Annotated in this window: 21 protein-coding genes; 8 read left to right on the forward strand and 13 right to left on the reverse strand. The window is 70.6% G+C overall.

Going from position 1 to position 23,316, the window contains the following annotated elements; genetic code table 11:
• Window positions 1-81: 81 nt before the first annotated feature.
• From ACSC1Q_RS32540 to ACSC1Q_RS32550, 3 genes are all read left to right on the forward strand, one after another.
• Window positions 82-1,323: an NsdA family TPR-like regulatory protein gene (locus ACSC1Q_RS32540; protein WP_436762529.1), complete on the forward strand. Its 1,242-nt coding sequence runs from the start codon at window positions 82-84 to the stop codon at window positions 1,321-1,323.
• 395 nt (window positions 1,324-1,718) lie between these two features.
• A complete protein-coding gene (locus tag ACSC1Q_RS32545) occupies window positions 1,719-2,468 on the forward strand; it encodes a sugar phosphate isomerase/epimerase family protein (protein ID WP_436762530.1) in 750 nt (249 codons plus the stop codon).
• The gene (locus ACSC1Q_RS32550; protein ID WP_436762531.1) at window positions 2,465-3,571 is read left to right on the forward strand and encodes a Gfo/Idh/MocA family protein; all 1,107 of its coding nucleotides are present in this window, start codon (window positions 2,465-2,467) and stop codon (window positions 3,569-3,571) included. Before ACSC1Q_RS32545 ends, ACSC1Q_RS32550 begins: the two co-directional genes overlap by 4 nt.
• A gap of 73 nt (window positions 3,572-3,644) precedes the next feature.
• Here the strand turns inward: ACSC1Q_RS32550 and ACSC1Q_RS32555 are convergent, their stop codons facing one another.
• From ACSC1Q_RS32555 to ACSC1Q_RS32565, 3 genes are read right to left on the reverse strand one after another with little or no spacing between them, the layout of a single operon-like run.
• A complete protein-coding gene (locus tag ACSC1Q_RS32555) occupies window positions 3,645-4,727 on the reverse strand; it encodes a Gfo/Idh/MocA family protein (protein WP_436762532.1) in 1,083 nt (360 codons plus the stop codon).
• On the reverse strand, window positions 4,724-5,938 hold the full coding sequence (locus ACSC1Q_RS32560) for a Gfo/Idh/MocA family protein (RefSeq protein WP_436762533.1): 1,215 nt from the start codon (window positions 5,936-5,938) through the stop codon (window positions 4,724-4,726). The genes ACSC1Q_RS32555 and ACSC1Q_RS32560 overlap by 4 nt, the downstream gene beginning before the upstream one ends.
• 12 nt (window positions 5,939-5,950) lie before the next feature.
• Window positions 5,951-7,114: a zinc-dependent alcohol dehydrogenase gene (locus tag ACSC1Q_RS32565; protein WP_436762534.1), complete on the reverse strand. Its 1,164-nt coding sequence runs from the start codon at window positions 7,112-7,114 to the stop codon at window positions 5,951-5,953.
• A gap of 202 nt (window positions 7,115-7,316) precedes the next feature.
• Here ACSC1Q_RS32565 and ACSC1Q_RS32570 point away from each other — a divergent pair, with 202 nt between their 5' ends.
• The 4 genes from ACSC1Q_RS32570 to ACSC1Q_RS32585 all read left to right on the forward strand — a co-directional run bounded on the left by ACSC1Q_RS32570 (window position 7,317) and on the right by ACSC1Q_RS32585 (window position 10,668).
• A complete protein-coding gene (locus ACSC1Q_RS32570) occupies window positions 7,317-8,294 on the forward strand; it encodes a sugar phosphate isomerase/epimerase family protein (RefSeq protein WP_436762535.1) in 978 nt (325 codons plus the stop codon).
• A 148-nt stretch (window positions 8,295-8,442) separates the two neighbouring features.
• A complete protein-coding gene (locus ACSC1Q_RS32575) occupies window positions 8,443-9,171 on the forward strand; it encodes an orotidine 5'-phosphate decarboxylase / HUMPS family protein (protein WP_436762536.1) in 729 nt (242 codons plus the stop codon).
• Window positions 9,168-9,629 (forward strand): VOC family protein, encoded by a 462-nt coding sequence (locus ACSC1Q_RS32580; protein WP_436762537.1) that lies wholly within the window; start codon window positions 9,168-9,170, stop codon window positions 9,627-9,629. Before ACSC1Q_RS32575 ends, ACSC1Q_RS32580 begins: the two co-directional genes overlap by 4 nt.
• Before the next feature lie 31 nt (window positions 9,630-9,660).
• Window positions 9,661-10,668, forward strand: a complete 1,008-nt coding sequence (locus ACSC1Q_RS32585; protein ID WP_436762538.1) for a sugar phosphate isomerase/epimerase family protein — start codon at window positions 9,661-9,663, stop codon at window positions 10,666-10,668.
• A gap of 113 nt (window positions 10,669-10,781) precedes the next feature.
• Here the strand turns inward: ACSC1Q_RS32585 and ACSC1Q_RS32590 are convergent, their stop codons facing one another.
• The 9 genes from ACSC1Q_RS32590 to ACSC1Q_RS32630 form a co-directional block, all read right to left on the reverse strand.
• Window positions 10,782-12,203, reverse strand: a complete 1,422-nt coding sequence (locus tag ACSC1Q_RS32590; protein WP_436762539.1) for an aldehyde dehydrogenase family protein — start codon at window positions 12,201-12,203, stop codon at window positions 10,782-10,784.
• A 40-nt stretch (window positions 12,204-12,243) separates the two neighbouring features.
• Window positions 12,244-13,413: a tartrate dehydrogenase gene (locus ACSC1Q_RS32595; RefSeq protein WP_436762540.1), complete on the reverse strand. Its 1,170-nt coding sequence runs from the start codon at window positions 13,411-13,413 to the stop codon at window positions 12,244-12,246.
• Complete coding sequence (locus ACSC1Q_RS32600; RefSeq protein WP_436762541.1) at window positions 13,410-14,243, reverse strand: DeoR/GlpR family DNA-binding transcription regulator; 834 nt, start codon at window positions 14,241-14,243, stop codon at window positions 13,410-13,412. The genes ACSC1Q_RS32595 and ACSC1Q_RS32600 overlap by 4 nt, the downstream gene beginning before the upstream one ends.
• Entirely contained in the window at window positions 14,240-15,178 is a 939-nt protein-coding gene (locus ACSC1Q_RS32605; protein WP_436762542.1) for a hypothetical protein, read from the reverse strand. The genes ACSC1Q_RS32600 and ACSC1Q_RS32605 overlap by 4 nt, the downstream gene beginning before the upstream one ends.
• A gap of 46 nt (window positions 15,179-15,224) precedes the next feature.
• A complete protein-coding gene (locus tag ACSC1Q_RS32610) occupies window positions 15,225-16,130 on the reverse strand; it encodes a carbohydrate kinase family protein (RefSeq protein ID WP_436762543.1) in 906 nt (301 codons plus the stop codon).
• Between the two features lie 11 nt (window positions 16,131-16,141).
• Window positions 16,142-16,984, reverse strand: coding sequence for a carbohydrate ABC transporter permease (locus ACSC1Q_RS32615; RefSeq protein ID WP_436762544.1), 843 nt, complete (start codon window positions 16,982-16,984; stop codon window positions 16,142-16,144).
• Window positions 16,977-17,966 (reverse strand): carbohydrate ABC transporter permease, encoded by a 990-nt coding sequence (locus tag ACSC1Q_RS32620; protein ID WP_436762545.1) that lies wholly within the window; start codon window positions 17,964-17,966, stop codon window positions 16,977-16,979. The genes ACSC1Q_RS32615 and ACSC1Q_RS32620 overlap by 8 nt, the downstream gene beginning before the upstream one ends.
• Window positions 17,967-18,094: 128 nt before the next feature.
• On the reverse strand, window positions 18,095-19,414 hold the full coding sequence (locus ACSC1Q_RS32625; RefSeq protein ID WP_436762546.1) for an ABC transporter substrate-binding protein: 1,320 nt from the start codon (window positions 19,412-19,414) through the stop codon (window positions 18,095-18,097).
• A 589-nt stretch (window positions 19,415-20,003) separates the two neighbouring features.
• Window positions 20,004-20,819, reverse strand: coding sequence for an SAM-dependent methyltransferase (locus ACSC1Q_RS32630; RefSeq protein WP_436762547.1), 816 nt, complete (start codon window positions 20,817-20,819; stop codon window positions 20,004-20,006).
• A gap of 111 nt (window positions 20,820-20,930) precedes the next feature.
• Between ACSC1Q_RS32630 and ACSC1Q_RS32635 the strand changes: the two genes are divergently transcribed.
• Window positions 20,931-22,217 (forward strand): endonuclease Q family protein, encoded by a 1,287-nt coding sequence (locus tag ACSC1Q_RS32635; RefSeq protein WP_436762548.1) that lies wholly within the window; start codon window positions 20,931-20,933, stop codon window positions 22,215-22,217.
• Between the two features lie 130 nt (window positions 22,218-22,347).
• Here ACSC1Q_RS32635 and ACSC1Q_RS32640 read toward each other — a convergent pair whose 3' ends face one another.
• Complete coding sequence (locus ACSC1Q_RS32640) at window positions 22,348-23,211, reverse strand: TIGR04282 family arsenosugar biosynthesis glycosyltransferase (protein ID WP_436762549.1); 864 nt, start codon at window positions 23,209-23,211, stop codon at window positions 22,348-22,350.
• Window positions 23,212-23,316 lie beyond the last annotated feature (105 nt).

Here is a 23,316-nt window from a genome sequence, read left to right on the forward strand (position 1 = left end):
CATGAGAACGCGGCGCATTCGCTATCCGATAGAGGAGGATGGAGGAGGAAAGCGGAGTCCTCCCACGTCCGCGAGGTGATCATGGGTTTGCCGACCTGGGCCGCGCGCTTGAAGGCCGCACGCCATGGCGAATGCTGGACGCAGAAAGAAGTGGCCCGGCGCCTCACCGAGGCGGCTCGTGAGCATGCCGGTATCCGCCTGCCGGCCAGGGAATCCCTGACCCGGATGCTCAGGGACTGGGAGGCGGGCAGGGCTCGACCTCGTTCTCCATACCCGCAGTTGCTCGCCCTGGTCTTCGGCTTCGACGAGGCAAGCCTGTTCAGCGACTCTCCTGCGGCTCCCCGTTACGAGGGAGTGGAATACAGCGAGCAGTTTGATCCGGAAGACGAGGACAGGCTGGTTCACGCCGCCCGTCAACCTCGACGCCTCGATACCGCCGTCATCGGCTCGTTGGGCGTCATCCTCGCCGAGCAGCGCCGAGTAGAGGATGCACTCGGCTCCGAATGCCTCATTGTCCCCGTCCGGGCGGAACTGGCGACCGTTGAGGACCTGCTCGCTGAAGCTCGCGGGAAGCTACGCACCCCCATGCTGGACATGGCTGCGCAGTACGCGCAGTTTTCCGGCTGGCTGCACGCCAACACGGGCCGCGCGAGGGAGGCAAACGTCTTCTACGATCGGGTGCTCGAATACGGAACTGAAGTGGGAGCCCCTGACATGGTCGCCACGGCCCTGTCGATGAAGGGGCATCTCGCGTGGCTCAGCCGCAAGGTTGGTCCGCTGATCGGCCTGTCGCAGGCCGCTCAGCGAGACTCCGCCGCGAGTTCCGGACTACGCGCCCTGGCGGCTCAGCAGGAAGCTCGGGGACACGCTCTGGCGGGCGAGGCGGATGAAACCGATCGACTGTTGGATCGGGCCGTGGAACTGGCACTGAAGTCCGCAGAGCGACCCGACCGCGAGCCGCCGTGGATCTACTTCTACTCGCCCACCTACCTGACGCTGCAGCGCGGTCTCGCCTACCGCTACCTCGGTCGGAACGGGCAGGCCGCTGACCTGCTCAAGCAAGGGCTCGGCGCGCTCGCGGTTGACCTGCAGGGATCTGAATGGGCGGCCAACTACATCTACCAGCTCGCGCTCACCCATGCCGCAGAAAGTGAGCCCGAGGAGGCGTCCGCGGTCGCGATGCGGGCTGTCACCATCGCGCACGCGACCTCTTCGGCCCGGCTCGCGGCAGACCTGAGTCGGCTCCATGGCCACCTGGTCACTACCTGGCCCGACGTGCAGGCCGTGATGGACCTAGGCGAGGCGCTGCCGAAAGTGGCGTGATGCCGGGAGCTTACTGGGACTCCAGGTCACCGGCCAGTCCGCCCATGGTCACGGGCGGGCGGGTATGGCGGCGTACGCCCGAGAAGGAAGGTCGTCGCCAAGTGCGACGACGCCTCGCCGGCCGAGTGAGTGTCGAGGCGTCGAGGGCGCCGGGCGCGAGCGCGTCGACGCGGATGTCCCCGCCCGCCTACCGCGAGGTGGTGGACCCATCACTTCCCGCACGACGTCGGGTTGTGCGGTAAGCACCCGGAAGCACGCGCGTAACACCCTTGACATGATGTGCAGTTCACATATATTCGTTACTTTACTACCAAATATTGGCGTACGTGGCCCACCGATGATCGGTATCGAGCATGACGGGTGGACGGTACGCCTCAACCGGCGAAGGATTCACCGTGCCCCTCCGATCGCTGTCCCTCCAGCTCTACAGCGTCCGGCATGCCATCGACGAGGACCTGCCGGGCACGCTCGCCAGGGTCGCCGCGATCGGCTACCGGCAGATCGAGTCCTCGTACAGGCTGTACTCCCGCGGTCCGGAGTTCCTCGACGCGGTCACCGCCAACGGCCTGGTCTCCCCCACGATGACCTCGTCCCTGGTCGACGTCGACCTGGACGCGATCTTCTCGGCGGCGAACAGGCTGGGCGCGAACACGGTGGTGGACACGTTCATCCCGGAGGAGTTCTGGACCACCGACGACGACGTCACCCGCATCGCCGGTCATCTGAACGCCGCGGCGGTGAAGGCCGCCGACTACGGCCTGCGGGTCGGGTACCACAACCACTGGTGGGAGCTCGAACGGCGGTTCGGCGGCCGCACCGCCCTGGAGGCCCTGGCCGACCGGCTCCGTCCCGAGGTGGTGCTGGAGGTCGACGCCTACTGGGTCGCGGTGGGGGGCGAGGACGTGCTGGCCCTGCTGGGCCGCGTGAGCGACCGCGTGCGCTTCCTGCACCTGAAGGACGGCCCCGTCAGCCGGGACAACACCCAGCAGCTCCCGGCGGGCCAGGGCACGCTGCCCTGGCCGGAGATCCTCGCCGCGGTGCCGCACCTGGAGGCCGGGGCGGTCGAGTTCGACGACTACGACGGGGACGTCTTCGAGGCGATCGCCGCGAGCTTCGCCTATCTGAACCCGAAGGTCGAGGCGTGAGCGGCTCCGGCCCGATGGGGGTCGGCGTCATCGGCGCCGGGAAGATCAGCGAGCAGTATCTGGAGAACCTCACCCGCTTCCCCGACCTGGACGTCCGCATCGTCACGGACCTCTACCCGGACCGCGCCGCCGAGCAGGCCGCGGCGTACGGGGTGCCGGAGTCGGGTCTCCCGGAGCGGGCGCTGGAGCACCCCGACGTGGAGATCATCGTCAACCTGACGATCCCGGCCGCGCACACCGAGGTGTCCCTGGCGGCACTCGGCGCGGGCAAGCACGTGTGGACCGAGAAGCCGTTCTCCCTGGACCGTGCCGCCGGGCTGCGGCTGCTGGAGACGGCGGAGGGCGCCGGGCTCCGCGTCGGCGGGGCGCCCGACACCTTCCTCGGCGCCGGGCTGCAGACGGCCAGGCGGATGATCGAGCGGGGCGACATCGGCGTGCCGCTGACCGGGCTCACCCTGTTCGAGGTGCCGGGGCCGGTGGACGACCACCGCAACCTGGAGGTGCTGCTCTCGCGCGGCGCGGGCCCGCTGTGGGACATGGGGCCCTACTACCTGACCGCGCTGGCCCAGTTCCTCGGCTCGTTCCGCTCGGTGGTGGCGACCGGGCGGATCGCGCGGCCCCGGCGCGTCCTGCGGGTCGGGCCCAAGGCCGGGCAGGAGATCACCGTGCGGGTCCCGACGCACGTCGCCGTCCTCGCCGAGTTCGAGGCCGGGCAGGCCGCGACGACCGTGCTGAGCTGGGACTCCCCGCATCGCCGGGTGGGTCATGTGGAGATCGTGGGTTCCGAGGCGACACTGTCCGTCCCGGACCCGAACCACTTCGACGGGGATCTCCACATCCGGCGCGCCGGTGACGACGACTGGACGACCGTACCGGCCCTGGGCCCGGTGGGAGGCCGCGGCCTCGGCACGCTGGACATCGCCCGCGCCGTACGGGCCGGGGTGCCGCACCGGGCCTCCGGCCACCTGGCCTACCACGTGCTGGACACGATGGCCGCGGTCTCGGAGTCGATCGAGCGCGGGGAGGCCGTGCCCGTGCGGAGTTCGGCCCCGGCGACGGAGCCGGTCGCCGAGGACTGGGACCCCTACGCCCGGACGCTCTGACAGGGTCGAGGGAAACACGGACGGCGCCCGCCAGATGGCGGGCGCCGTCCGTGTTCTCCGTCCCGTACCGGAGTCAGTCTCGCTGGGCGTGCAGCGTCTCGATGACGCGGATGGCCGTGAGCGCGTCCCTCGGGTCCACCGGGAGCGGGCCGCGACCGGCCAGCGCCTCGGCCAGCGTCGCGTAGAACCGCCGGTAGCCGCCGCGCTCGGTCGGCACCGGCGCGTCGTCCTCGTCGCGCCCCAGCCGCCCGTAGGACGCGACCGGCTCGACGCCGAAGCCCTCGTCCAGGGGAGACATCCCCGCCGCGAGCTGCGACTCCTGCGGGTCGAGCCCCCACTTGGTGTACGCGGACGCCGAGCCGAGCACCCGGAAGCGGAACCCGCGCCGCGCGACCAGGCTGCTCATCGACAGGTGTGACCGGACGCCCGAGGTGTGGGTGAGGGCGATGAAGCTGTCGTCGTCGTTGACGGCGCCCTCCCTGCGGCGGTCCAGCTCGCCGTACACCTCGTCAACCGGCCCGAACAGCCGCACGGCCTGGTCGATGAGGTGCGAGCCCAGGTCGTAGGCGATGCCGCCGCCGTCGCGGCCGGTGGTGCCGCTCTTCCAGGCGGGCCGGGGCCGGGGGTTGAGCCATTCGAACCGGGACTCGAAGCGCCGTACCTCCCCGAGCGCGCCCTCCTCGACGAGCCGCCGGACGGTCAGGAAGTCGCCGTCCCACCGCCGGTTCTGGAACACGGTCAGGGGTGCCCCACGGCTGTCCGCGAGCGCGATGAGCCGTTCCGCGTCGGCGGCCCTGACGGCGAGCGGCTTGTCGACCACGGTCGCCAGGCCCAGCTCCAGCGTCCGCTCCGCGAGCTCCACGTGGCTCGGCGTCGGCGAGGCGATCACCACGAGGTCGTACTCGTCCTCCGCGAGCAGCCGCTCGACGCTGGGCAGGACGCGGACGCCGGGGTGGCGTCCGGCCGCCGCGCTCGCCCTCCCCGGATCGCCGGTGACGATGCCACGCAGGGCGTACGCGGGGTCGGCGCCGATCAGCGGCGCGTGGAAGACGCTGCCCGCCAGGCCGTACCCGACGATCGCGGTACGGATCGGTGCGGACGCCCCCGGACGGGATGTCGCCGCCGTCTCGGATGTAGCCGTCTCGGATGCCGTCACCGGCTCGGCACCCCCGCCCGCTCGCCGGCGAGCCGGCCCACCTCGCCGCCCACCGGGGTCCCGGTCCGGGCGGCGTAGTTCGCCACGATCCGCTGGCAGTCGAGGATGTCGGCCCTGCCCGCGTCCAGCCCCGACCGGGGCTCGACCCCCTCGCGGACCATGGCGTGGAACGCCTCCAGCTGGGTCTCGAACGCCTCGGTCACGCTGCGGCGCAGCACCCTTCGCTCCGCGTCGCCGTCGAGGGAGGTGACGACGAGCTCCGTGGGCGCGTGCAGGAGGTACGGGGAGGGGAAGGTCAGCTCCACCGTGCCCCGGCCGTGCACCACCCGTACCGTCTCCCGGTAGGCCGGGAAGTCGGGCAGGTAGTGCCAGGACAGGCCGAACCGGCCGCCACCGGCGAGGGTGCCCGTGGCGGAGATCGACGGGGGGTGCTCGCCGAAGGACTTCCTGTCGCGCCCCACGTCCCGCAGGGCGTATTTGGAGCTCTGCCGCCAGATGTCGGCGAAGTCGACGGTGGCGGGTGGCGAGCCGAAGCTCCTCATGATCGACAGATCGTGCGCCAGGCTGCTGACCAGCGCGCCCCGGTAGGTGCGCCACAGCGCCTCGTCGGCGTCGCCCAACGCGGTACGCCACAGCGCGAGGTCCTCGGCGTCGGCCTCGGCCTGTACGCGCGGCGGCGGTGGCCCGCTCGGCCCGACCAGCCGGGCGAGGGCCAGCTGGGAGGCCCCGGTGGGGTGCAGCACGCTCGCCTCGACGACGCGGATGTCGTCGACGTCCTCCAGCAGGCGCGCCGCCTCGACGACCGCGGGGTCGTACTGCTTCATGTAGCCGAGCAGGATCGCCGGATGCCCGAGGTCGGGTTCGGCGGCGATCAGCTCGTCGACCTCGGCCGTGGTGTAGGCGAGCGGCTTCTCGCAGAACACCGGCAGCCGCCGGGCGAAGGCCGCGCGCACCGCCGAGGTGTGGGAGCCCCGGGAGAGGATCATCAGGGCGTCGAGGCCACCGGCGTCGAGCAGGTCGTCGAGGTGGGAGAACCGCCGGGACCGGGGGATGCCGTACCGCCGCCCCATGGCGTCGGTGACCTCGGGGGAGAGGTCACAGATTCCGGCGACGGTGTACAGCTCCGGCCGCTTCGCCAGGAGCGGCAGGTGCACCGCCTGGGCGACCGCGCCGAGCCCGAGGACTCCCAGACGGATGGGTGAGGGGGACACGCCGTTGGCCTTTCAGCTCGTCGTTTCGCTGGTCCGGAACCCGCTGGTCCGGAAGTCATCGGCCCGGAAGTCATCGGCCCGGGAGTCGTCGGCCCGGAAGTCGTCGGCCCGGGAGTCGTCGCTCTCGAACCCGAAGGGCATCCGCAGCGCGGACTTGACGTTGTCCCCCCGCTGCATCGCGGAGAACGCCTCCTCCCACTCCTCGATGGCGTACACCCCGCCGAGGATCCGCTCCGGGCGGACCTTGCCCTGGCTGAACAGGCGAAGCACGTTCTCCCAGGTGCTCCAGGTGTGCGAGTAGCACCCGTAGAGCGTCACGGCCTTCTTGACCAGCGGGTCCAGGGTGAAACCGAGCGGCTGCGGCCCCCAGCCGACCTTCGCGATCGCCCCCGCGGGGCGGACGAGCTCCATGCTCTGCCGCAACGCGGCGCTCACCCCGGTCGCGTCGACCACCAGGTCCGCGCCGAGGCCGTCGTGCAGCCGCGCGATCACCTCGGCCGGGTCCTGCCGGGAGATGTCGACGGTGTGGTCGGCGCCGAGCTGCCTGGCCTTGTCCAGCCGGTGGGTGTCGATGTCGGTGCCGAGCACGACCGTGGTGGCGGCGCCGCGGAGGACGGCCATCTGGAGGGCGAGGATCCCGATCGTCCCGGCCCCCTGGACGACCACCAGGTCACCGGGACTCACCTGCGCGCGCTCCACCACCGCGTTGTACGCGACCGCGTAGGGCTCGGTCATCGACGCGGTCTCGAAGCCGACGTTGTCCGGGATCCTGTGCAGCACGCGGGGCTCGGCCACCAGATACTCGGCCATCGCCCCGTCGCGCTTGAGCCCGTAGCCCTCGCGCCACGGGCACAGGTTGTAGCGTCCGGCGCGGCACAGGCCGCACACGCCGCAGATCGACGCCGCGGTCTCGCAGACCACGCGGTCCCCGGCGGACCAGCCGGTCACGCCGTCACCGACGGCGGCGATGACGCCGGCCGACTCGTGCCCGAGGGTGATGGGCAGCACGCCCTTGGAACTCTTGCTCTGCGTGTTGTGCCACATGTGGATGTCGGATCCGCACACGCCGACCGTGTGCACCCGGACGAGGACCGTTCCCGGCACGGCCACCGGTTCGGGGACGTCGCGCACCTCCAGCGCGCCGCCGGCGTCCGCGTACTTGACCAACGCTTTCAACAGCGTTCCTCCAGCTCGTAGTTTTCTCGACCGAGCGGGGGCCTCCGGAGCACCCGGGACGACCTCCCGGCGTGCTGGCGGGCGCAAGAAATGCTCGCTCTACCCCAACAGTAGTTCAGAATCCGCTCAAAGTCTGTATGCTATCTCCCACACTTTGGTGCTAACGTATCGATTCACGGGCTGAGTCGGGTGAGGAGCGGACGTGAGGATCGCAGCGTTCCCGAAGGGCTACCTGGAAGAGATGGTGATCCGGCGCACCAAGTCCGTCTTCGAGTGGATCGACGAGGCCCGCACGCTCGGCGTCGACGGGCTCGAACTCCACACCGGCTTCCTCTGGTCCACCGCCGAGGACGAGCTCCGGCGGGTCGGCGACGCTCTCGCGGACGCCGGATTCCAGATGCCGATGATGTGCGCCTCCCCCGACTTCACCCATCCCGACCCCGGCGTCCGCGCGCGGGAGATCGACCGCCAGGCCGAGTTCATCCGCGTCACCGCCGTGCTCGGCGGCCCCGGGGCCACCTGCCGGGTGCTCAGCGGGCAGGCCTACCCGCAGGTTCCCGTCGAGCAGGGCGTCAGGTGGGCGGCCGAGGCGATCGAGACCCTCCTCCCGCTCGCCGCCGAGCTGGGCGTCACCCTGGCCATCGAGAACCACTACAAGGCCACCACCTGGACCTACCCGGAGCTGGCACAGTCGCCCGAGGTCTTCCTCGCGCTGGTCGAGAGCATCTCCGACCGCGTCAACTTCGGGGTGCAGTACGACCCCTCCAACGCGATCGTCGCGGGCGTCGACTCGGCCGAGTTCCTGCGGCGCGTGGTCGGCCGGGTGGTCACCATGCAGGCGTCCGACCGCTATCTCCAGACCGGGACGACCCTGGACGACCTGCGCCAGGCGGACGGCACCATCGGATACTCACCGGCCCTGAGGCACGGCGTCATCGGGCAGGGGCTCAACGACTACGACCGCATCTTCCCGATCCTGGTGGAGGCCGGTTACGACGGCTGGATCAGCATCGAGGACGGGGTCAACGGCCTCGACGAGCTGCGCGCCTCGGCCGACTTCCTCCGCGCGGCCCGCGACCGCTGGTTCGGCGGCTCGACGGCGGTGCGGGTGCGCAGCCACGACGCGGCCAGGAGCGCGGCCAGAAGCGCCGCCGGAAGCGCGGCCGGGCACACCGGCTGACCCAGCGGCCGTACGCGGGACGGACCACCCCGCGCGCACGGCCGGACCACCCGGCGTACGCCGAGCGGACCGCCGGGCGCGGGTTCACCCAACGACGAACACCCGGAACCAGAGACGGGGCACACCCCCGAAGCAGGAGGAACACGACATGAGCCCGTCGATCCGAGGTCTGCGGCGATCCGATCTGACTCACGGCATCGTTCAGGTCTCACTCGATCTGAAGACCCTCGACGACGCGCTGCGCATGGCCGCCATCGCGGTCGAGGCCGGGGCCGACTGGCTGGAGGTCGGCACCCCCCTGGTGATGGCCGAGGGTCTCCGTGCCGTGCGCACCCTGCGCGCGGAGTATCCGGACCACCCGCTGGTGGCCGACCTGAAGGTCATGGACGGCGGGTACGGCGAGGCCCGCATGTACGCCGAGGCCGGCGCCGACGCCGTGGTCGTGATGGGCCGCGCCCACGACGCGACGGTGCGGCGCGTCTGCGAGGCGGGCGAGGAGTTCGGCGTCCTGGTGATGGGCGACGACATGGGGGCCGGCGACCGGGTGGCCGAGGCGAGGCGGCTGGAGGACCTCGGGGTCGGCATGGTCATCCACCACATCGGCCACGACCACCGCAGCGCGCACCGGGAGCTGAACCTGTCCCCGCTCACTGACCTGCCCGGCATCGTCGCCGCGACCACCGTCCCGGTGCAGGCGGTCGGGGGGCTGTCCATCGAGCAGGCGGTCGGCTGCCCGGCCATCGGCGCGGGCGTCGTGGTGTTCGGCGCCCCGCTGGCCATCGACGACGAGACGTCGTTCACCATCCCGGAGCGGGACCTGCCCCGGATCCTCGGGGACGCGATCGCCCGCGTGCACGCCGCCCCGGTCACGGCATGACCGGCCGGGCCGGGCGCCACACCGACGAAGGCGCGACCAGCCCGGACACGCGACGGCCCGACGAAGGCGCGACCGGCCGGGACGTCGGGCACCCCGTCGTCTTCCGGCGCCTGCACCACGCCACCTTCACCATGCCGGTCGGCGAGGAGGACCGTGCCCGCGCCTTCTACGGCGGCGTGCTCGGCATGGCGGAGGTGCCGAAACCGGCGACCATGCGGCCGGTCGGCTGCTGGTTCGGCACCGGCGGCGTGGAGATCCACGGCCTGCCCGACGAGGACTTCCGGCCGAACCGGCTCGGCCATCCGGCGATCCTGGTCGACGACCTGGACGCGCTCGCCGCCCGGCTGGCCGGGCACGGGGCCGCCGTCGAGACCGACGACCGCTTCCCCGGGCATCGCCGTTTCCACACCTACGACTGCTTCGGCAACCAGCTCGAATTCCTGCAGGCCGATCCCTGACCGGATCCGGCCCCCGGGTGAAGGAGACCCCATGTCAACCCGTCCCGTAACGCTGTTCACCGCGCAGTGGGCAGACCTGCCCTTCGAGGAGGTGGCCCGGCTGGCCTCCGAGTGGGGGTTCGACGGCCTGGAGATCGCCTGCAAGTCACAGCACCTGGACGTGGACCGGGCGCTTGAGGACGAGGGCTACCTCGACTCCCGGCGGGAGATCCTGGACCGCCATGGGCTCGGCGTCTGGGCGCTGTCGAACCACGCCCAGGGCCAGGTGGTCTGCGACGACCCGCTCGACTTCCGCCACCGGTCGATCGCCGGATCGCGCACCTGGGGAGACGGCGACCCGGACGGGGTCCGCGCCCGCGCGTCCGAGCAGGTCAAGAAGACCGCGATCCTGGCACGCAAACTCGGCGCCTCGGTGGTCACCGGGTTCACCGGCTCGAAGATCTGGCGGTACGTCGCGATGTACCCGCCGGTGCCCCAGGAGGTGATCGACGACGGCTACGCCGACTTCGCCGCCCGATGGAACCCGATCATGGACGTCTTCGACGCGGAAGGGGTGCGGTTCGCCCTGGAGGTCCACCCGAGCGAGATCGCCTACGACTACTGGACGACGGCCCGGACCCTGGAGGCCATCGACCGCAGGGACGCGTTCGGGATCAACTGGGATCCGAGTCACATGATGTGGCAGGACATCAACCCGGCCAACTTCATCGTCGACTTCGCCGACCGGATCTACCACGTCGACTGCAAGGACACCAGGATCCGCGCGAAGGACGGCCGGGCGGGCCGTCTCGGTTCGCACCTTCCCTGGGGGGACCCCCGGCGCGGCTGGGACTTCGTCTCCGCGGGCCACGGCGACGTGCCCTTCGAGGACGCCTTCCGCGCCCTGGAGTCGATCGGGTACGACGGGCCGATATCCATCGAGTGGGAGGACGCGGGGATGAGCCGGACGCACGGCGCGCCCCGGGCGCTCGAACTCGTGCGGTCACTGCTCTGGGAGCGGCCCCACGCCCGTTTCGACACGGCCTTCACTCAGACCTGACGTGCCGGAAAGACCCGACGTGCTGGGAAAGACCCGATGTGCCGGAAAAGGCACGGTCCCGGCCGGGGACCGTGCCTCCCCCGCCGGAACCGTGATCCGAGCGCCCCTTCCCGCTAGGGCTTGAGGACCACCAGCTTGTGATGCAGCAGCTCGTGGACCGCGTACCTGACGCCCTCGGTGCCCTGCCCGGAGTCCTTGACGCCCCCGTAGGGCATGTGGTCGGCGCGGTAGGACGGGGGCATGTTCACCAGCACACTGCCCGCCTGCGCGCGGGCCGCGTACTCCATGGCCTCGCCGAGGTCGCCGGTGTAGATCGACGAGTTCAGCGCGTACCGCGAGGAGTTCACGCCGCGGATCGCCTCGTCCAGGTCGTCGACGACGAGCACGCTCGCCACCGGGCCGAACGCCTCCTCGCAGACCAGCGCGCTGTCCGGGTCGACCTCGGCCAGCAGCGTGGGCTCCAGCACCCCGCCGACCACGTCGCCGCCCGCGAGCAGCCGCGCGCCGCCGGCCACCGCGGCGTCGATCGAGCGCTTCAGGCCCGTCGTCGCCTCGGTGGTGACGAGCGGCCCGACCACGGTGGCGTCGTCCCGCGGATCGCCGTACCCGACCGTCCTGAACGCCTCGGCCAGCAGGGCGGTGAACCGGTCGGCCACCTCGCGGGTCACGTACACCCGCTGCAGCGAGACGCAGGCCTGTCCCGAGTTGGCCAGGGCGGAGGTCACCGCGTCGTCGGCGGCGCGCTCCAGGTCGGCGTTGCCGGTGACGACCATGGCGGTGTTCGAACCCAGCTCCAGCACGTGCAGCTTGCGGGGCGACCTCGCCTTGAGGTCCCAGCCCACCCGGCTCGACCCGGTGAAGCTGATCACCGCCACCCGGGGGTCGTCGATCCACGGTTCGACGACGTCGGCGGGGGTGCCGGTCACCAGGTTGAGCCATCCGGCGGGAAGGCCCGCCTCCGCGAACACCTCCACCAGCAGGCCCGCGACCAGCACCGCCTTGTCGGACGGCTTGAGCACCACGGCGCATCCCGCCGCGAGCGCCGGCGCGACCTTGTGCAGCACCAGGTTGAGCGGGAAGTTGAACGGGGTGACGGCCGCGACGACGCCGCGCGCCTCGGGCACCGTGAGCGCGATGGTGCCCGCGCCCGACTCGACGGCGTCCAGCCGGACCGTCTCACCGGTCAGCCGCCTGGTCTCCTCGGCCGCCCAGCCGAGGGTCTGCACGGCGCGGCCCACCTCGCCGCGCGCCGCGGTGATCGGCTTCCCGGTCTCCGCGGTGACGGACCAGGCGAACTCCTCGCCGCGCTCCCCGAGGAGCCGCGCGGCGGTCGCCAGCACGCGGGCGCGTTCCGGCACCGGCAGTCCCCGTGCCATGGCCGCCTCGGCCGCGTCGACGGCGCGGACGGCGTGCTCGCCCAGGCCCACCGCGACCGTGCCGATCCGCTCGCCCGTCCAGCGGTCCCGGACCGGGCGCGAGCCCGCGCCGCCGACCCAGGCCCCGTCGATGTACAGCGACTGGTCGCGGCTCACCACGTTCCGGCTCCCGTCCGTGTCTCCGATGCCGACGTGTCCCTCATGCTCCGGCTCCCGTCCGGTCGTCCGACGCCGACGCGTCCCTCATGCTCCGGCTCCCGTCCGGTCGTCCGGTGCCGGCGTGTTCCCCGGTCCGCCCGATGTCCTCGATGTGTCCGCGCACCGCCTCGGTGAACGCGGTCGTCGACGCCCGCCCGCCCAGGTCGCGGGTACGGATCCCCTCCGCCAGGGCGGCCTCGAAGGCGGCCACCAGGTGCGCGGCCGCGGCGGGGTGGCCCAGGGCGTCCAGCATCATCGCCCCGCTCCAGATCTGGCCGACGGGGTTGGCCACGCCCTGCCCCGCGATGTCCGGCGCCGACCCGTGGACGGGCTCGAACATCGACGGGTGGCGGCCCTCGGGATTCAGGTTGGCGCTGGGCGCGACCCCGATGGACCCGGTGATCGCACCGGCCAGGTCGGAGAGGATGTCGCCGAACAGGTTGGACGCCACGATCACGTCGTAGCGACCCGGGTGCAGCACCAGGCTCGCGGCGAGCGCGTCGATCAGCTCGCTCCGCAGCCCGACGTCGGGGAACCCGGCGAGCACCTCCCGGACGACCTCGTCCCAGAACGGCATCGTGTGCACGATCCCGTTGCTCTTGGTGGCCGAGGTGAGTCGCCCGCCCCGGCTCGCGGCGAGCCGCGCGGCGTACCGTGCCACCCGTTCCACGCCGCGCCGGGTGAACACCGACTCCTGTACCGCGAACTCCTCGGGCAGGCCTCGGTACACGCGCCCGCCGACCTCCGAGTACTCGCCCTCGTTGTTCTCGCGGACGACGACCAGGTCGATCGGGCCGGAGTCGGCGAGGGGTGAGGGCACACCCGGCAGGGTCCTCACCGGGCGGAGGTTGACGTACTGCTCGAAGCGGCGGCGGATCGGGATCAGCAGGCCCCACAGGGTCTCCACGTCCGGGATATCCGGAACTCCGACCGCGCCGAGGAAGATGGCGTCGTGCTCGGCCAGGATGTCCAGCCCGTCCACCGGGAGCATCCGGCCGTGGGCGCGGTAGTGGTCGGAGCCCCAGCCCAGGTAGTGCCAGTCGAGGTCGAGCCCGTGCAGGCCGGCCACCAGGTCGAGGCAGTCGATGGCGGCCGGCACCACCTCCTGGCCGATGCCGTCGCCCGCGATGACCGCGACGCGGTGGCGGCTCGCACCGCTCGTACCGCTCACGAGGCGGCGTCCGCGGTGGAGCCGACGGTGCCGACGTCCCGCGGCGTCACCGTCACCACGTCCACGTCCTGCTGTTCGAGCATGTGCCGCTGACTCTCGGAGATGCCGTCGTCGACGATGATCCGGTCGATGACCTCCCAGTCACAGATCTTCACCATCGCCGAGGCGTAGAACTTGGAGGAGTCCGCGAGCAGCACCACACGCTCCGCGACCTCGATCAGCGCGCGCTTGGTGATGGCGTCGAAGCCGTTGCCGCAGAAGGCGCCCCGCTCCCCGATGCCGCTCGCGGCGAGGAAGAACGTCTCCACCCGGAGGTTGGAGATGGCCGCGAGGGCGGCCGGGCCGTCGAAGGACAGCGACTCCGGGTGCAGCAGGCCGCCCAGGCACATCACCTCCGTGCCGGTACGGCCGATCAGGCTGGACACCACGGGGAAGGAGTGGGTGACGACCGTGACGTTGCGGTCGGGGGGCAGCAGTTCGGCCACCTGGTGGCCCGTCGTCCCGGCGTCGATGGCCACCACCGAGCCGATGCCCACCATGTCGATCGCCTTGAGGGCGATGGCCCGCTTGGCGTCGGCCATCTTCATGTCCCGCAGGCGGTAGTCGCTGCCCTCCATATCCTGCTTGGACAGCGAGCCGACACCGCCTCGGAACGCCCGCACCTTGCCCTGCTCGGCCAGCCGCAGCACGTCGCGCCGGATCGTCATCTCGGAGACGGCGAAGGCGTTCGACAGCTCCGTGATCGTGCAGTAGCCCTGTTCGGAGATGAACTGCACCAGCCGCTCGCGGCGTTCCGGCGCCGAGGTGTACCTGAAGTTCTCCTCGGTCATCTCCGTACCCCCTCCGCTTCCACGTCCGGCCCCGGAAGCGGGAGGACCCCGGCTCGCGAATGCCTCGGCCGCGAGGTCTCGGCGACGATGGCGGTGAGCGCGCGCAGCCTCTCCACCGACCTCCGGCTCAGCGCGCCGAGCGTGTCGGGGTCGGCGACCGTGTCTCCCCAGATGGCGCGTCCGGCGAGGAACCCCTCGGCGCCGCCGAGACACGCCTCCCGGACGCCCGGCGCGAAGTCGGGCTGGTCGACGCCGTTGGACAGCACGACCCAGGGGACGGGAACGATGCCGGACATGCGCTCGGCGTGGTCCCTGACGCGCGAGACGTCCCCCGGCAGGTAGCCGGGCATCTCCGCCTTGTAGATCGTCCCGCCGAGGGTCGAGACCTCGCGCGCCGCCTGGAGGATGGCCTCGTGGCGGGCGTCGGGGCCGTCCCACTCCCCGCCGGTCGCGGGCCGCACGACGGCCTCCACCAGGCTGGGCACCCCCGCGGCGCGGGCGACGTCCAGGAACGACAGGACCAGCCGTGTCCTTTCCTCCTCGCTCTCGTCGGGGCGCCAGATGACCAGGAACTTCACCGCGGCGGCTCCGACCCGCCCGATGAACTCGGGGGTGACGGCGGGGTCGAGGGTCGTGGTGATCACCCCCTGCCCCTTCGGCTGGTCCAGGACGTCCGCGGCGAGGATCAGGCTCGTCGAGGGGGCGAGGCCGCCGGGCCGGGCGTCAGTGACCGCGTAGGGGCGGTCGAGCAGGACCGCGGAGGCCAGCGGCGACAGCACCCGTGTCGCCATGTCTTTGAAGTGGCGCAGCGCGTCGTCGCCGACCTCGTCGCCGTCCACGAGCGGGAACATCTGGCGCAGTGACTCCCGTTGGTCCAGCGCGAGCATGGCGAAACCGCCCTCGGCCGATCTCAGCGGCGCCACCAGCTCGTCCATCGCTTGACCATCCGGGGCCACACGGTTCCCAGACATCTCTCTCCGTTCACCTGTATTCATCAATCCGCGGTGCGGGTCGCACCGCGGATAGGTATTTTCCGGTCTCGGCGGCATCGGGGATGCCGCTTCTGCCGTCGAGGGAACGACATGAAAGCGCCGCCACCACGTTGGCCCGCCAGGCGGCCTCCACCGGGGACATGCCCTCGACCAGCCCCGCCAGCAGGGCGCCGTGGAAGACGTCGCCCGCTCCCATGGTGGACACCGGGTCGACGGTCACCGGGGGAACGTGCACGACCTGGCCGTCCACGAGCACCTGGCAGCCCTCGTCACCCGCGGTCGCCACCACCCGGCGGGCACCCGCCGCGGCGGCGGCCCGCAGACTCCCGGGCACGTCCTCGGCCGGGAAGGCGTCACGCAGCGAGCCGACGGTCGGCGCGTACAGTGCGACGTCTTCGAGGTCGAGCCCGGGGATCGGATTTCCGCCGTCGACGCTCAGCGAGGCCGCGTCCGGCTCGCCCCGCAGCGCGGCGCGCGCGCTGCCGTATCCGGTCTGGTCGACGTGCAGCCATCGGGAGGCGCGTATCGGTACGGAACCGGGGTCGGGTGGCGTCGACGGCGACGTGACGATGGAACGGGAGCCGGACGCGCGGGACACCACGATCACGCTCTGCGGCGTCCGTACGCCGGGGCGCGTCCGCAGCCAGCGGGTGTCGACCCCCTCCTCGTCCAGGAGCCGCCTGCTGAGCTCGCCGGCGTCGTCGTCGCCGACCACGCCGCAGAAACCGACCGAGGCGCCCAGCCGGGCGAGGGTGACCGCCGCGGTCGCGGCGGGACCGCCCCCGGCGACCACGAAGGGCTCGCCGAGCACACGGTCGTCTTCGGCGGGCATGCGCTCGACCATGGCGATCGTGTCGATGGTGACAACTCCGACGCAGATGACATCCAATGTCATTTCCCGCGCCCTTACTTTACCGCTCCGGCCGTGAGGCCGGTGACCAGATATCGCTGAAGGATCAGGAATCCGGCGACGATCGGCACGCTCACCACAAGGGCCGCGGCCATGACCTGATTCCAGTAGACATTCGTTTCGGTGGCGTAACTCTGCATGCCCACGGAGAGGGTACGGGTGGCGCTGTTGGTCAGCTGCGAGGCGAAAAGGATCTCCCCCCATCCGGTCATGAAGGAATAGACGGCGACCGCGATGATGCCGGGTCGCGCGGCGGGCAGGATCACCCGGAAGAGCGCGCCGAGCGCCGTGGTGCCGTCCACCTTCGCGGCCTCGTCCAGGGCGCGCGGTATGCCGTCCATGTAACTGGCCAGCATCCAGATCGAGAATGGCAGGGTGAACGTCAGGTAGGTGACGATCAGCCCGATTCTGGTCTGATAGAGGAACGCGAACCCGAGGCTCCTGTCGATGTTGACGAAAATGATGAACAGCGGCAGCAGGAACAGCACGCCGGGAAACATCTGCGTCGACAGGACCACCCCGGAGAAGGCGCCCCTGCCCCGGAACCGGTAACGCGAGATGGCGTACGACGCGAAGATCGCGATGACGACGCTGAACAGTGTCGCGACGCTGGTGACCAGCAGGCTGTTCACGAAGTACTCGGCCAGCGGGACGGTCGTCCACATGTCGACGAAGGGCTCGAACGTCAGGTTCGTCGGCCACCACTGGAACTCGCCCTGCACGTCCCGCAGCGGCTTGAGCGACGAGGTGATCATCACGTAGAGCGGGACGGCCGTGAACACGGCGAGGGGGACCAGCACCACCCAGCGGAAGACGCGGAACGACAGTTGCTCACGCATCGCGGTTCACTCTCCTGTTCCACAGTGCCCACAGACTGGCGACGACGACGAGGAAGAGCATCAGCAACACCGACATCGCCGAGCCCAGGCCGAAGTTCCAGGTGATGAACGAACTTGAGTAGATGTGCACGGTCAGCAGGTCCGCGGACTCCGGCGGTGTCGGCCCGAACAGCACGTACGGGGTGTTGAACTCGCGGAACGTCCACAGGAACAGCAGCAGTAACAGGACGGCGTTGATGGGGCGCATCATGCGCAGCGTGATGTGGCGGACCTGCTGCCAGGTGCTCGCGCCGTCGATCGCGGCGGCCTGGTAGAGCTCCTCGGGAATCACCTGCATGCCGGCCATCGACATCAGGAACGCGAAGGGCCACTGCTGCCAGATCGACACCACGACGACCGAGACGAACGCGTTGCCGCCGATGAGCCAGAACGGCCGTTCACTGGCGAGGTGCAGGCCGTCGACCAGCAGCTGGTTGAGCAGCCCGTTGTCCCGCTGGAGGATGAACTTCCAGATGATGATGCCGGCGTAGGCGGGCAGCGCGTACGGGATGAGGAACAGGGTGCGCAGGAAACCGCGTCCGCGTCCCAGGCGGTGCAGCACGAGCGCCGCCGACATCCCGAAGACGAACGAGACGCCGACGACGAGCACCGTGAAGCCGAGGGTGATCCCGAAGGACCGCAGCAGTTGCCACCCGAGCGGGCCGGAGAAGTCCAGCGCGACGCCGTAGTTGCCCGCGCCGGCGAACGGCGCCGCCGACCAGTTGGTGATGTAGAGCTGGGTGAGCCGGATGAAGCTCATGAAGATCCCGACGATCATCGGGATGACGTGGACGAGCAGTTCGAACGCGACCGCCGGGAGGATCAGCAGGTAGGGCGCGGCCTGCGCCCAGGTGAACCTTCTTGTACGCTTCGGCTGGTCGGCGTCCGGCTCCTGCTCGCCCGGTGGCCCCTGCGCGGGCCTCCTGGGGAACGTCACTGCCATCTCGTTCTCCTCGGGTTGGACATCGTCCCGGATGCTGGGCTGACGTGGGACGATGTCAACCCGTGGTTCGGTCGGTCAACGGGGGTCCCGCCGGTCGGCGGGGATCGGCGGGGACGGGGCCCGACCGGTTAGCTGGTGCCCATCTTCTGCTGGGCCTGCTCCAGGGCGGTCTTGATCTCGGCGTCACCGACGGTGGCCCCGGTCGCCGCCTTCGCGATGAGCGAGACGACCTCTCCGCCCACGTTGGCCTGGAACGCCTGGATCCCCGGCACGAGCGGCAGCGGCTTCGCCTGCTCCGCCAGGATCTTCGTGAAGGCGTCCAGCTTCTCCTTGTCGTCGGTGAACGCGGCGGACGCGCCCTTGACGGCGGGCTGGGTGGTGTACGCCTTGTTGAGGATCTGCTGCTCCTCGTCGCTGGTCATGAACTTCACGAACTGCAGCGCCGCGTCGAGGTGCTTGGTGTTCTTGAAGACCGAGAGGTTGGTTCCGGCGACGAAGCTGGAGATCTTGGTGCCGCTCGCGGGTGCCGGGATCGGCACGATGCCGTACTGGTCGGGCTCCATGCCGTTCTGCTTCAGGACGTTGATCCCGGAGGTCTGCGCCATGTACATGGCCGCGTCACCCCGGGCGAAATCCCCGGCGGCCTGCGCGGAGTCGGTGTACTGCGCGGCGCTCGGGTTCACGACGCGGTGCTTGCTGATCAGGTCGACGTACTGTTTGACGCCGTTGACCATCCCCGGGGAGGTGAAGGTCGGCTTGCCCGCCTGGTCGAACGCCGAGCCGCCGTACTGCTCGCTGAAGATGTAGGAGAAGTGCATGCTCACGTTGACGGTGCCGCCGGGGATGACGATGCCGTACTTCTTCTTCGCGGGGTCGGTCAGCTTCTGGGCGGTCGAGACCAGCTCCTCCCAGGTGGCGGGGGGCTGCAACCCTGCGTCGGCGAAGATCTTCTTGTTGTAGTACAGCGCGTACACCTGGCTGTACAGCGGGATCGAGGTCGGGGCCGCGCCGGGCGGCCCGGCCGTGGCGAAGGCGCTGTCGACGAAGCGGTCCTTGCCGCCGATCTTCTGCAGCGCGGCGTCGTCGAAGGGGTGGAAGGCACCGGTCGACTGGAACGTCGTCGCGTTGGTGTTACCGATGTTGAGGACATCGGGCCCCTGCCCGCTCACCGCCGCGGCGAGGGTGTTGTTGGTGAGGTCGCTCCACGGCACGACCTCCAGGTTGACCTTGATCCCGGTCTGCTGGGTGAACTTGGCCAGCTCCGGCGTCAGGATCTCCTTGTCGTTCTCCAGGCTCGCGCCCTGGTTGCTCGCCCAGTACGTAAGTGTGACGGGGGCACCACCCGCACCGGCCGCGCTGTCCGTTTCGGAACTCCCGCCGGAGCAGGCGGTCAGGGCGACGGCAAGAAGTAGTGCGGAGACGCCAGCTGCGAGGGGTTGGGACTTCATCGCGCCGCTCCTGATGAGAATGGCAAGCGGGGGGCTTACCTTGCCTTTGAGTGGTGCCATTTGAACATCAGGTTACAGTTGGTGTCAATGGAACATATTTTGAGATCTACCGACCACTATCGAGACGTCTGACCCCTGCCCTGTTCCCAGACGACCACCTGTTGCGCGAAGTCGTGGCGACCGGGAACATCGGACACACGCCGGCACCAGAACCGGGACCCGAGGCCAAAGGCAGGATCCGGGAGCCGCGGAGAGGCCGGCGGAAGGGGCGCCGAGGGGTCCCGAGGGGCGCGGACGAAACCGGAAACCACGGTCGAGGCCGGGAGCGCGGGCGGGATCGACCACCCCGGGCGCGGCGGGCGAGTGTTTCGTCTATCTCACGCGTACCCGGCTCGCGGAAGTGAGAAGGGCCGTGGCCGTGACGGGACCATCGAGGTTCACGCACCTCCGCCGGACCACGACGCCGTCGAGCGCGGGCAGCGGCAAGGCCGGAGCGGAGCCGACGGGTCCGGGGACGGCGCGGCCGGGTGCGGGCGAGGCCGGGACCGGGGTGGTGGCGGGGCCGGGGTGGCGGGGGTGGCGGGGGCGGTCAGAGTCGTCCGACGACTCCGAGGATGCCGGGCCTGGTGAAGTCGACGGTGACGTCCTCGTCGTACTCGGGCCGCCACGCCTCCACCGGCACGACCCCCGGCTCCAGCAGATCCATCCCCATTCCGCTCATCAGCTCGGTCAGCTGTTCCGGGCCGCGCGAGGTGAGGGCCCCCGCGCTGGTCGACCGGTAGACCTTCTGCCCGGCCTCGTGCACCTCCGCGCTGACCTCGCCCGCGAAGGCGTGCGTAACGACCAGGTGGCCGCCCGGAACGAGCCGTTCGCGGATCGCGGACATGATGCGGGTGACCAGGGCGTCGTCGGGGATGAAGTGCAGCATCGAGATCATCAACACGGCGACGGGCCGGGTGAAGTCGATGACGCCCTCGATCTGCGGATGCGCCAGGAGCTCCTCGGGTTCCCGCATGTCGGCCTGGACGACCGAGGTGAAGGGGTTGTCCTCCAGGAGCGCGCGGCCGTGCGTCAGGACGATGGGGTCGTTGTCGACGTAGACCACCCGGCTCTCCGGCGCGACGCGATGGGCGACCTGGTGCACGTTGTCGCGCGTCGGCAGCCCGGACCCGATGTCGAGGAACTGCCGTACGCCCTGGCGCGCGAGAAGCTCGACGACCCGCGACAGGAACGCCCGGTTGTCCCGGGCCATCTCCCGGATGCCGGGCATCACCCGGATGAACTGTTCGGCGGCCTCGCGGTCGGAGGCGAAGTTGTCCTTGCCTCCGAGATAGTAGTCGTACATCCGAGCGACGCTCGGGACGCTCGGATCGATGCCCACCGGGACATCCTCGTGCCTGGTCATGCCCTCACCATCCGTTCCCCGTTTTCCGAGAACGATATGGGAAATTCAGAAGGTCGTGGATCTTTATCGGCGAATACCGTTCCGTATCTGGCCTGTGGCAGAATGTTATGGATGCGTTTCCATGCTGACCTGCACATCCACTCGAAGTACGCCCGTGCCTGCAGCAGAGACAGCGATCTGGAACATCTGACATGGTGGGCCCGGCGCAAGGGCATCGCGCTGATGGGCACCGGCGATTTCACGCATCCGGCGTGGTTCGAGCACCTGCGCGAGAACCTCGTACCCGCGGAGCCGGGGCTGTTCCGGCTGCGTGAGGAGATCGGCCTGGACGCCCTCGGGCCGCCGCCCGCCGGGGTGCTCCCCGGCCAGGTGCGGTTCATGCTGTCCACGGAGGTCTCCACGATCTACCGGCGCGGCGAGCGCACCCGCAAGATCCACCACCTGGTCTACATGCCGGGCTTCGACGAGGCCGCGGCGTTCAACGCCAGGCTCGACCGGATCGGCAACCTGAGCGCGGACGGGCGGCCCGTCCTCGGCATGGACTCCCGCGCCCTGCTGGAGATCACCCTGAGCAGCGGCGACGGCGCCTACCTCGTGCCCGCCCACGTCTGGACGCCGTGGTTCGGCGTCTTCGGCTCGAAGTCCGGGTTCGACACGATCGAGGAGTGCTACGGCGAGCTCTCCGGGCACATCTTCGCGCTGGAGACCGGCCTGTCCAGCGACCCGGCCATGAACTGGCGGGTCTCCGCCCTCGACCGCTACCGGCTGGTCAGCCACTCCGACGCCCACTCACCGCCCATGGTCGGCCGCGAGACCACGGTGTTCGAGACCGACCTCGACTACTTCGCCGTCCTGCGGGCGCTCCAGACCGGGAGCGGGTACGCCGGGACGACCGAGTTCTTCCCCGAGGAGGGCAAGTACCACGTCGACGGGCACCGCAAGTGCGACGTCCGGATGGACCCCGAGGAGACGCGCGGGCGCGACGGGATCTGCCCCGTGTGCGGGAAACCGCTCACGGTGGGCGTGCTGAGCCGGGTCCAGGAACTGGCCGACCGGCCCGACGGTTTCCGGCCGGAGGGCGTCGCGGGCTTCCGCAACCTCGTACCGCTGCCGGAGATCGTGGGCGAGATCCTCGACGTGGGGCCGAAGAGCAAGAAGGTCCTCAAGGAGGTCGACGACCTCACCTCCGCCCTGGGCCCCGAGCTGAGGATCCTGGAGGACGCGCCGGTCGACGACATCGCGGCCCACTCACCGCCGCTCGCGGAGGCCGTCGGACGGCTGCGCCGCGGCGAGGTGATCCGGGAACCGGGGTACGACGGCACGTACGGCGTGATCCGGCTCTTCGAACCAGGCGAACTGGAACGGGCCCGCGAGGACATCGCTCCGACACTTTTCTAGATCTCGTACGGCTTCCCGGTTTTCCCGGCTCCCGTAGGGCTTCACAGGCTTCGTACGGCTCTCCGGCTTCGCGGGTTTCCGTACGGCTTTCCGGCTTCGCGAGCTCCCGTACGGATTTCCGGCGGCCCGTTCACCGGAGCGCGCTCATCCTGGCGAGGGCGGCGGCGAAGAAGGACCGTGGAGCCTGCGCGGCCACCACGAACGCGTCCGCCGCGGTGTCCACGTCGGTGAGGCGGGGCATCAGCGCGACGCTCAACCCGGCCTCCCCCAGCCTCCGCAGCTGGACCTCACCGGCGGTCGGCTCCGACATCGGTACGCCGAGCAGGAGGGCGGGGTCGGGAACGCGCAGCCCGAGCAGCCAGAACCCGCCGTCCGCCGCCGGGCCGAACACCGCGTCGTAGGCGCCGAGCAGGGACAGGGCGTAGACCAGCATGTCCGGAGTGACCTGCGGGGTGTCCATGCCGATGAGCACGACCGGTCCCGGCAGGAGCCGGTGGGCGTCGTCGAAGGCCGCGGCGAGCCGCTCGTCCGGCCCGTTCCCGCGCTGGGGCAGCACCGTGAACCCGTGCGGGAGCCAGGGTCCCGGGGCTCCGTCGAGCGCGAGCACGCGCCGGGCGATCGGGACTCGGGCGACCGCGCGCAGCGTGTCCTCAAGGGCGGCGGCGGCCAGCGCGGCGGCCTCGCCCTCGGTGAAGGGCGGGGTCAACCGGGACCTGACCTTCCCGGAGACCGGCTCCCTGGCGATCACCACGACCTGCCCCCTGAGCAGCCCGCCCTGGGACGGCACACGCCGCGACGACTCACCCCAGACTCCCCGAGCCTGGCTCTGGCTCTGGCTCTGGCTTTGGTCCTGGGCCTGTTCCCGGGCCCGGCTCTGGGCCTGGCTCTGGGACGCCTCGCCGTGGAGTGTTTCGTTCCGGGAGAGCGGGGAGGGTTCGTCCCGGGTGTGCGGGAACGGGCCGGTGCCGTACCGCCCGTTCCCCGGGCCGCTCATGCGCCCGCTCGATCGGCCGTCACCCGGCGCGTCAGGGCGGCCTTCTCGTCCGGGCGGGACGACGCCACGTCGATCTCCATCGTTCGACGCTACGGCCGGCGGACG

The sequence above is a fragment of the Streptosporangium heterodermiicola genome, assembly GCF_051390675.1.
Taxonomy (GTDB): domain Bacteria; phylum Actinomycetota; class Actinomycetes; order Streptosporangiales; family Streptosporangiaceae; genus Streptosporangium.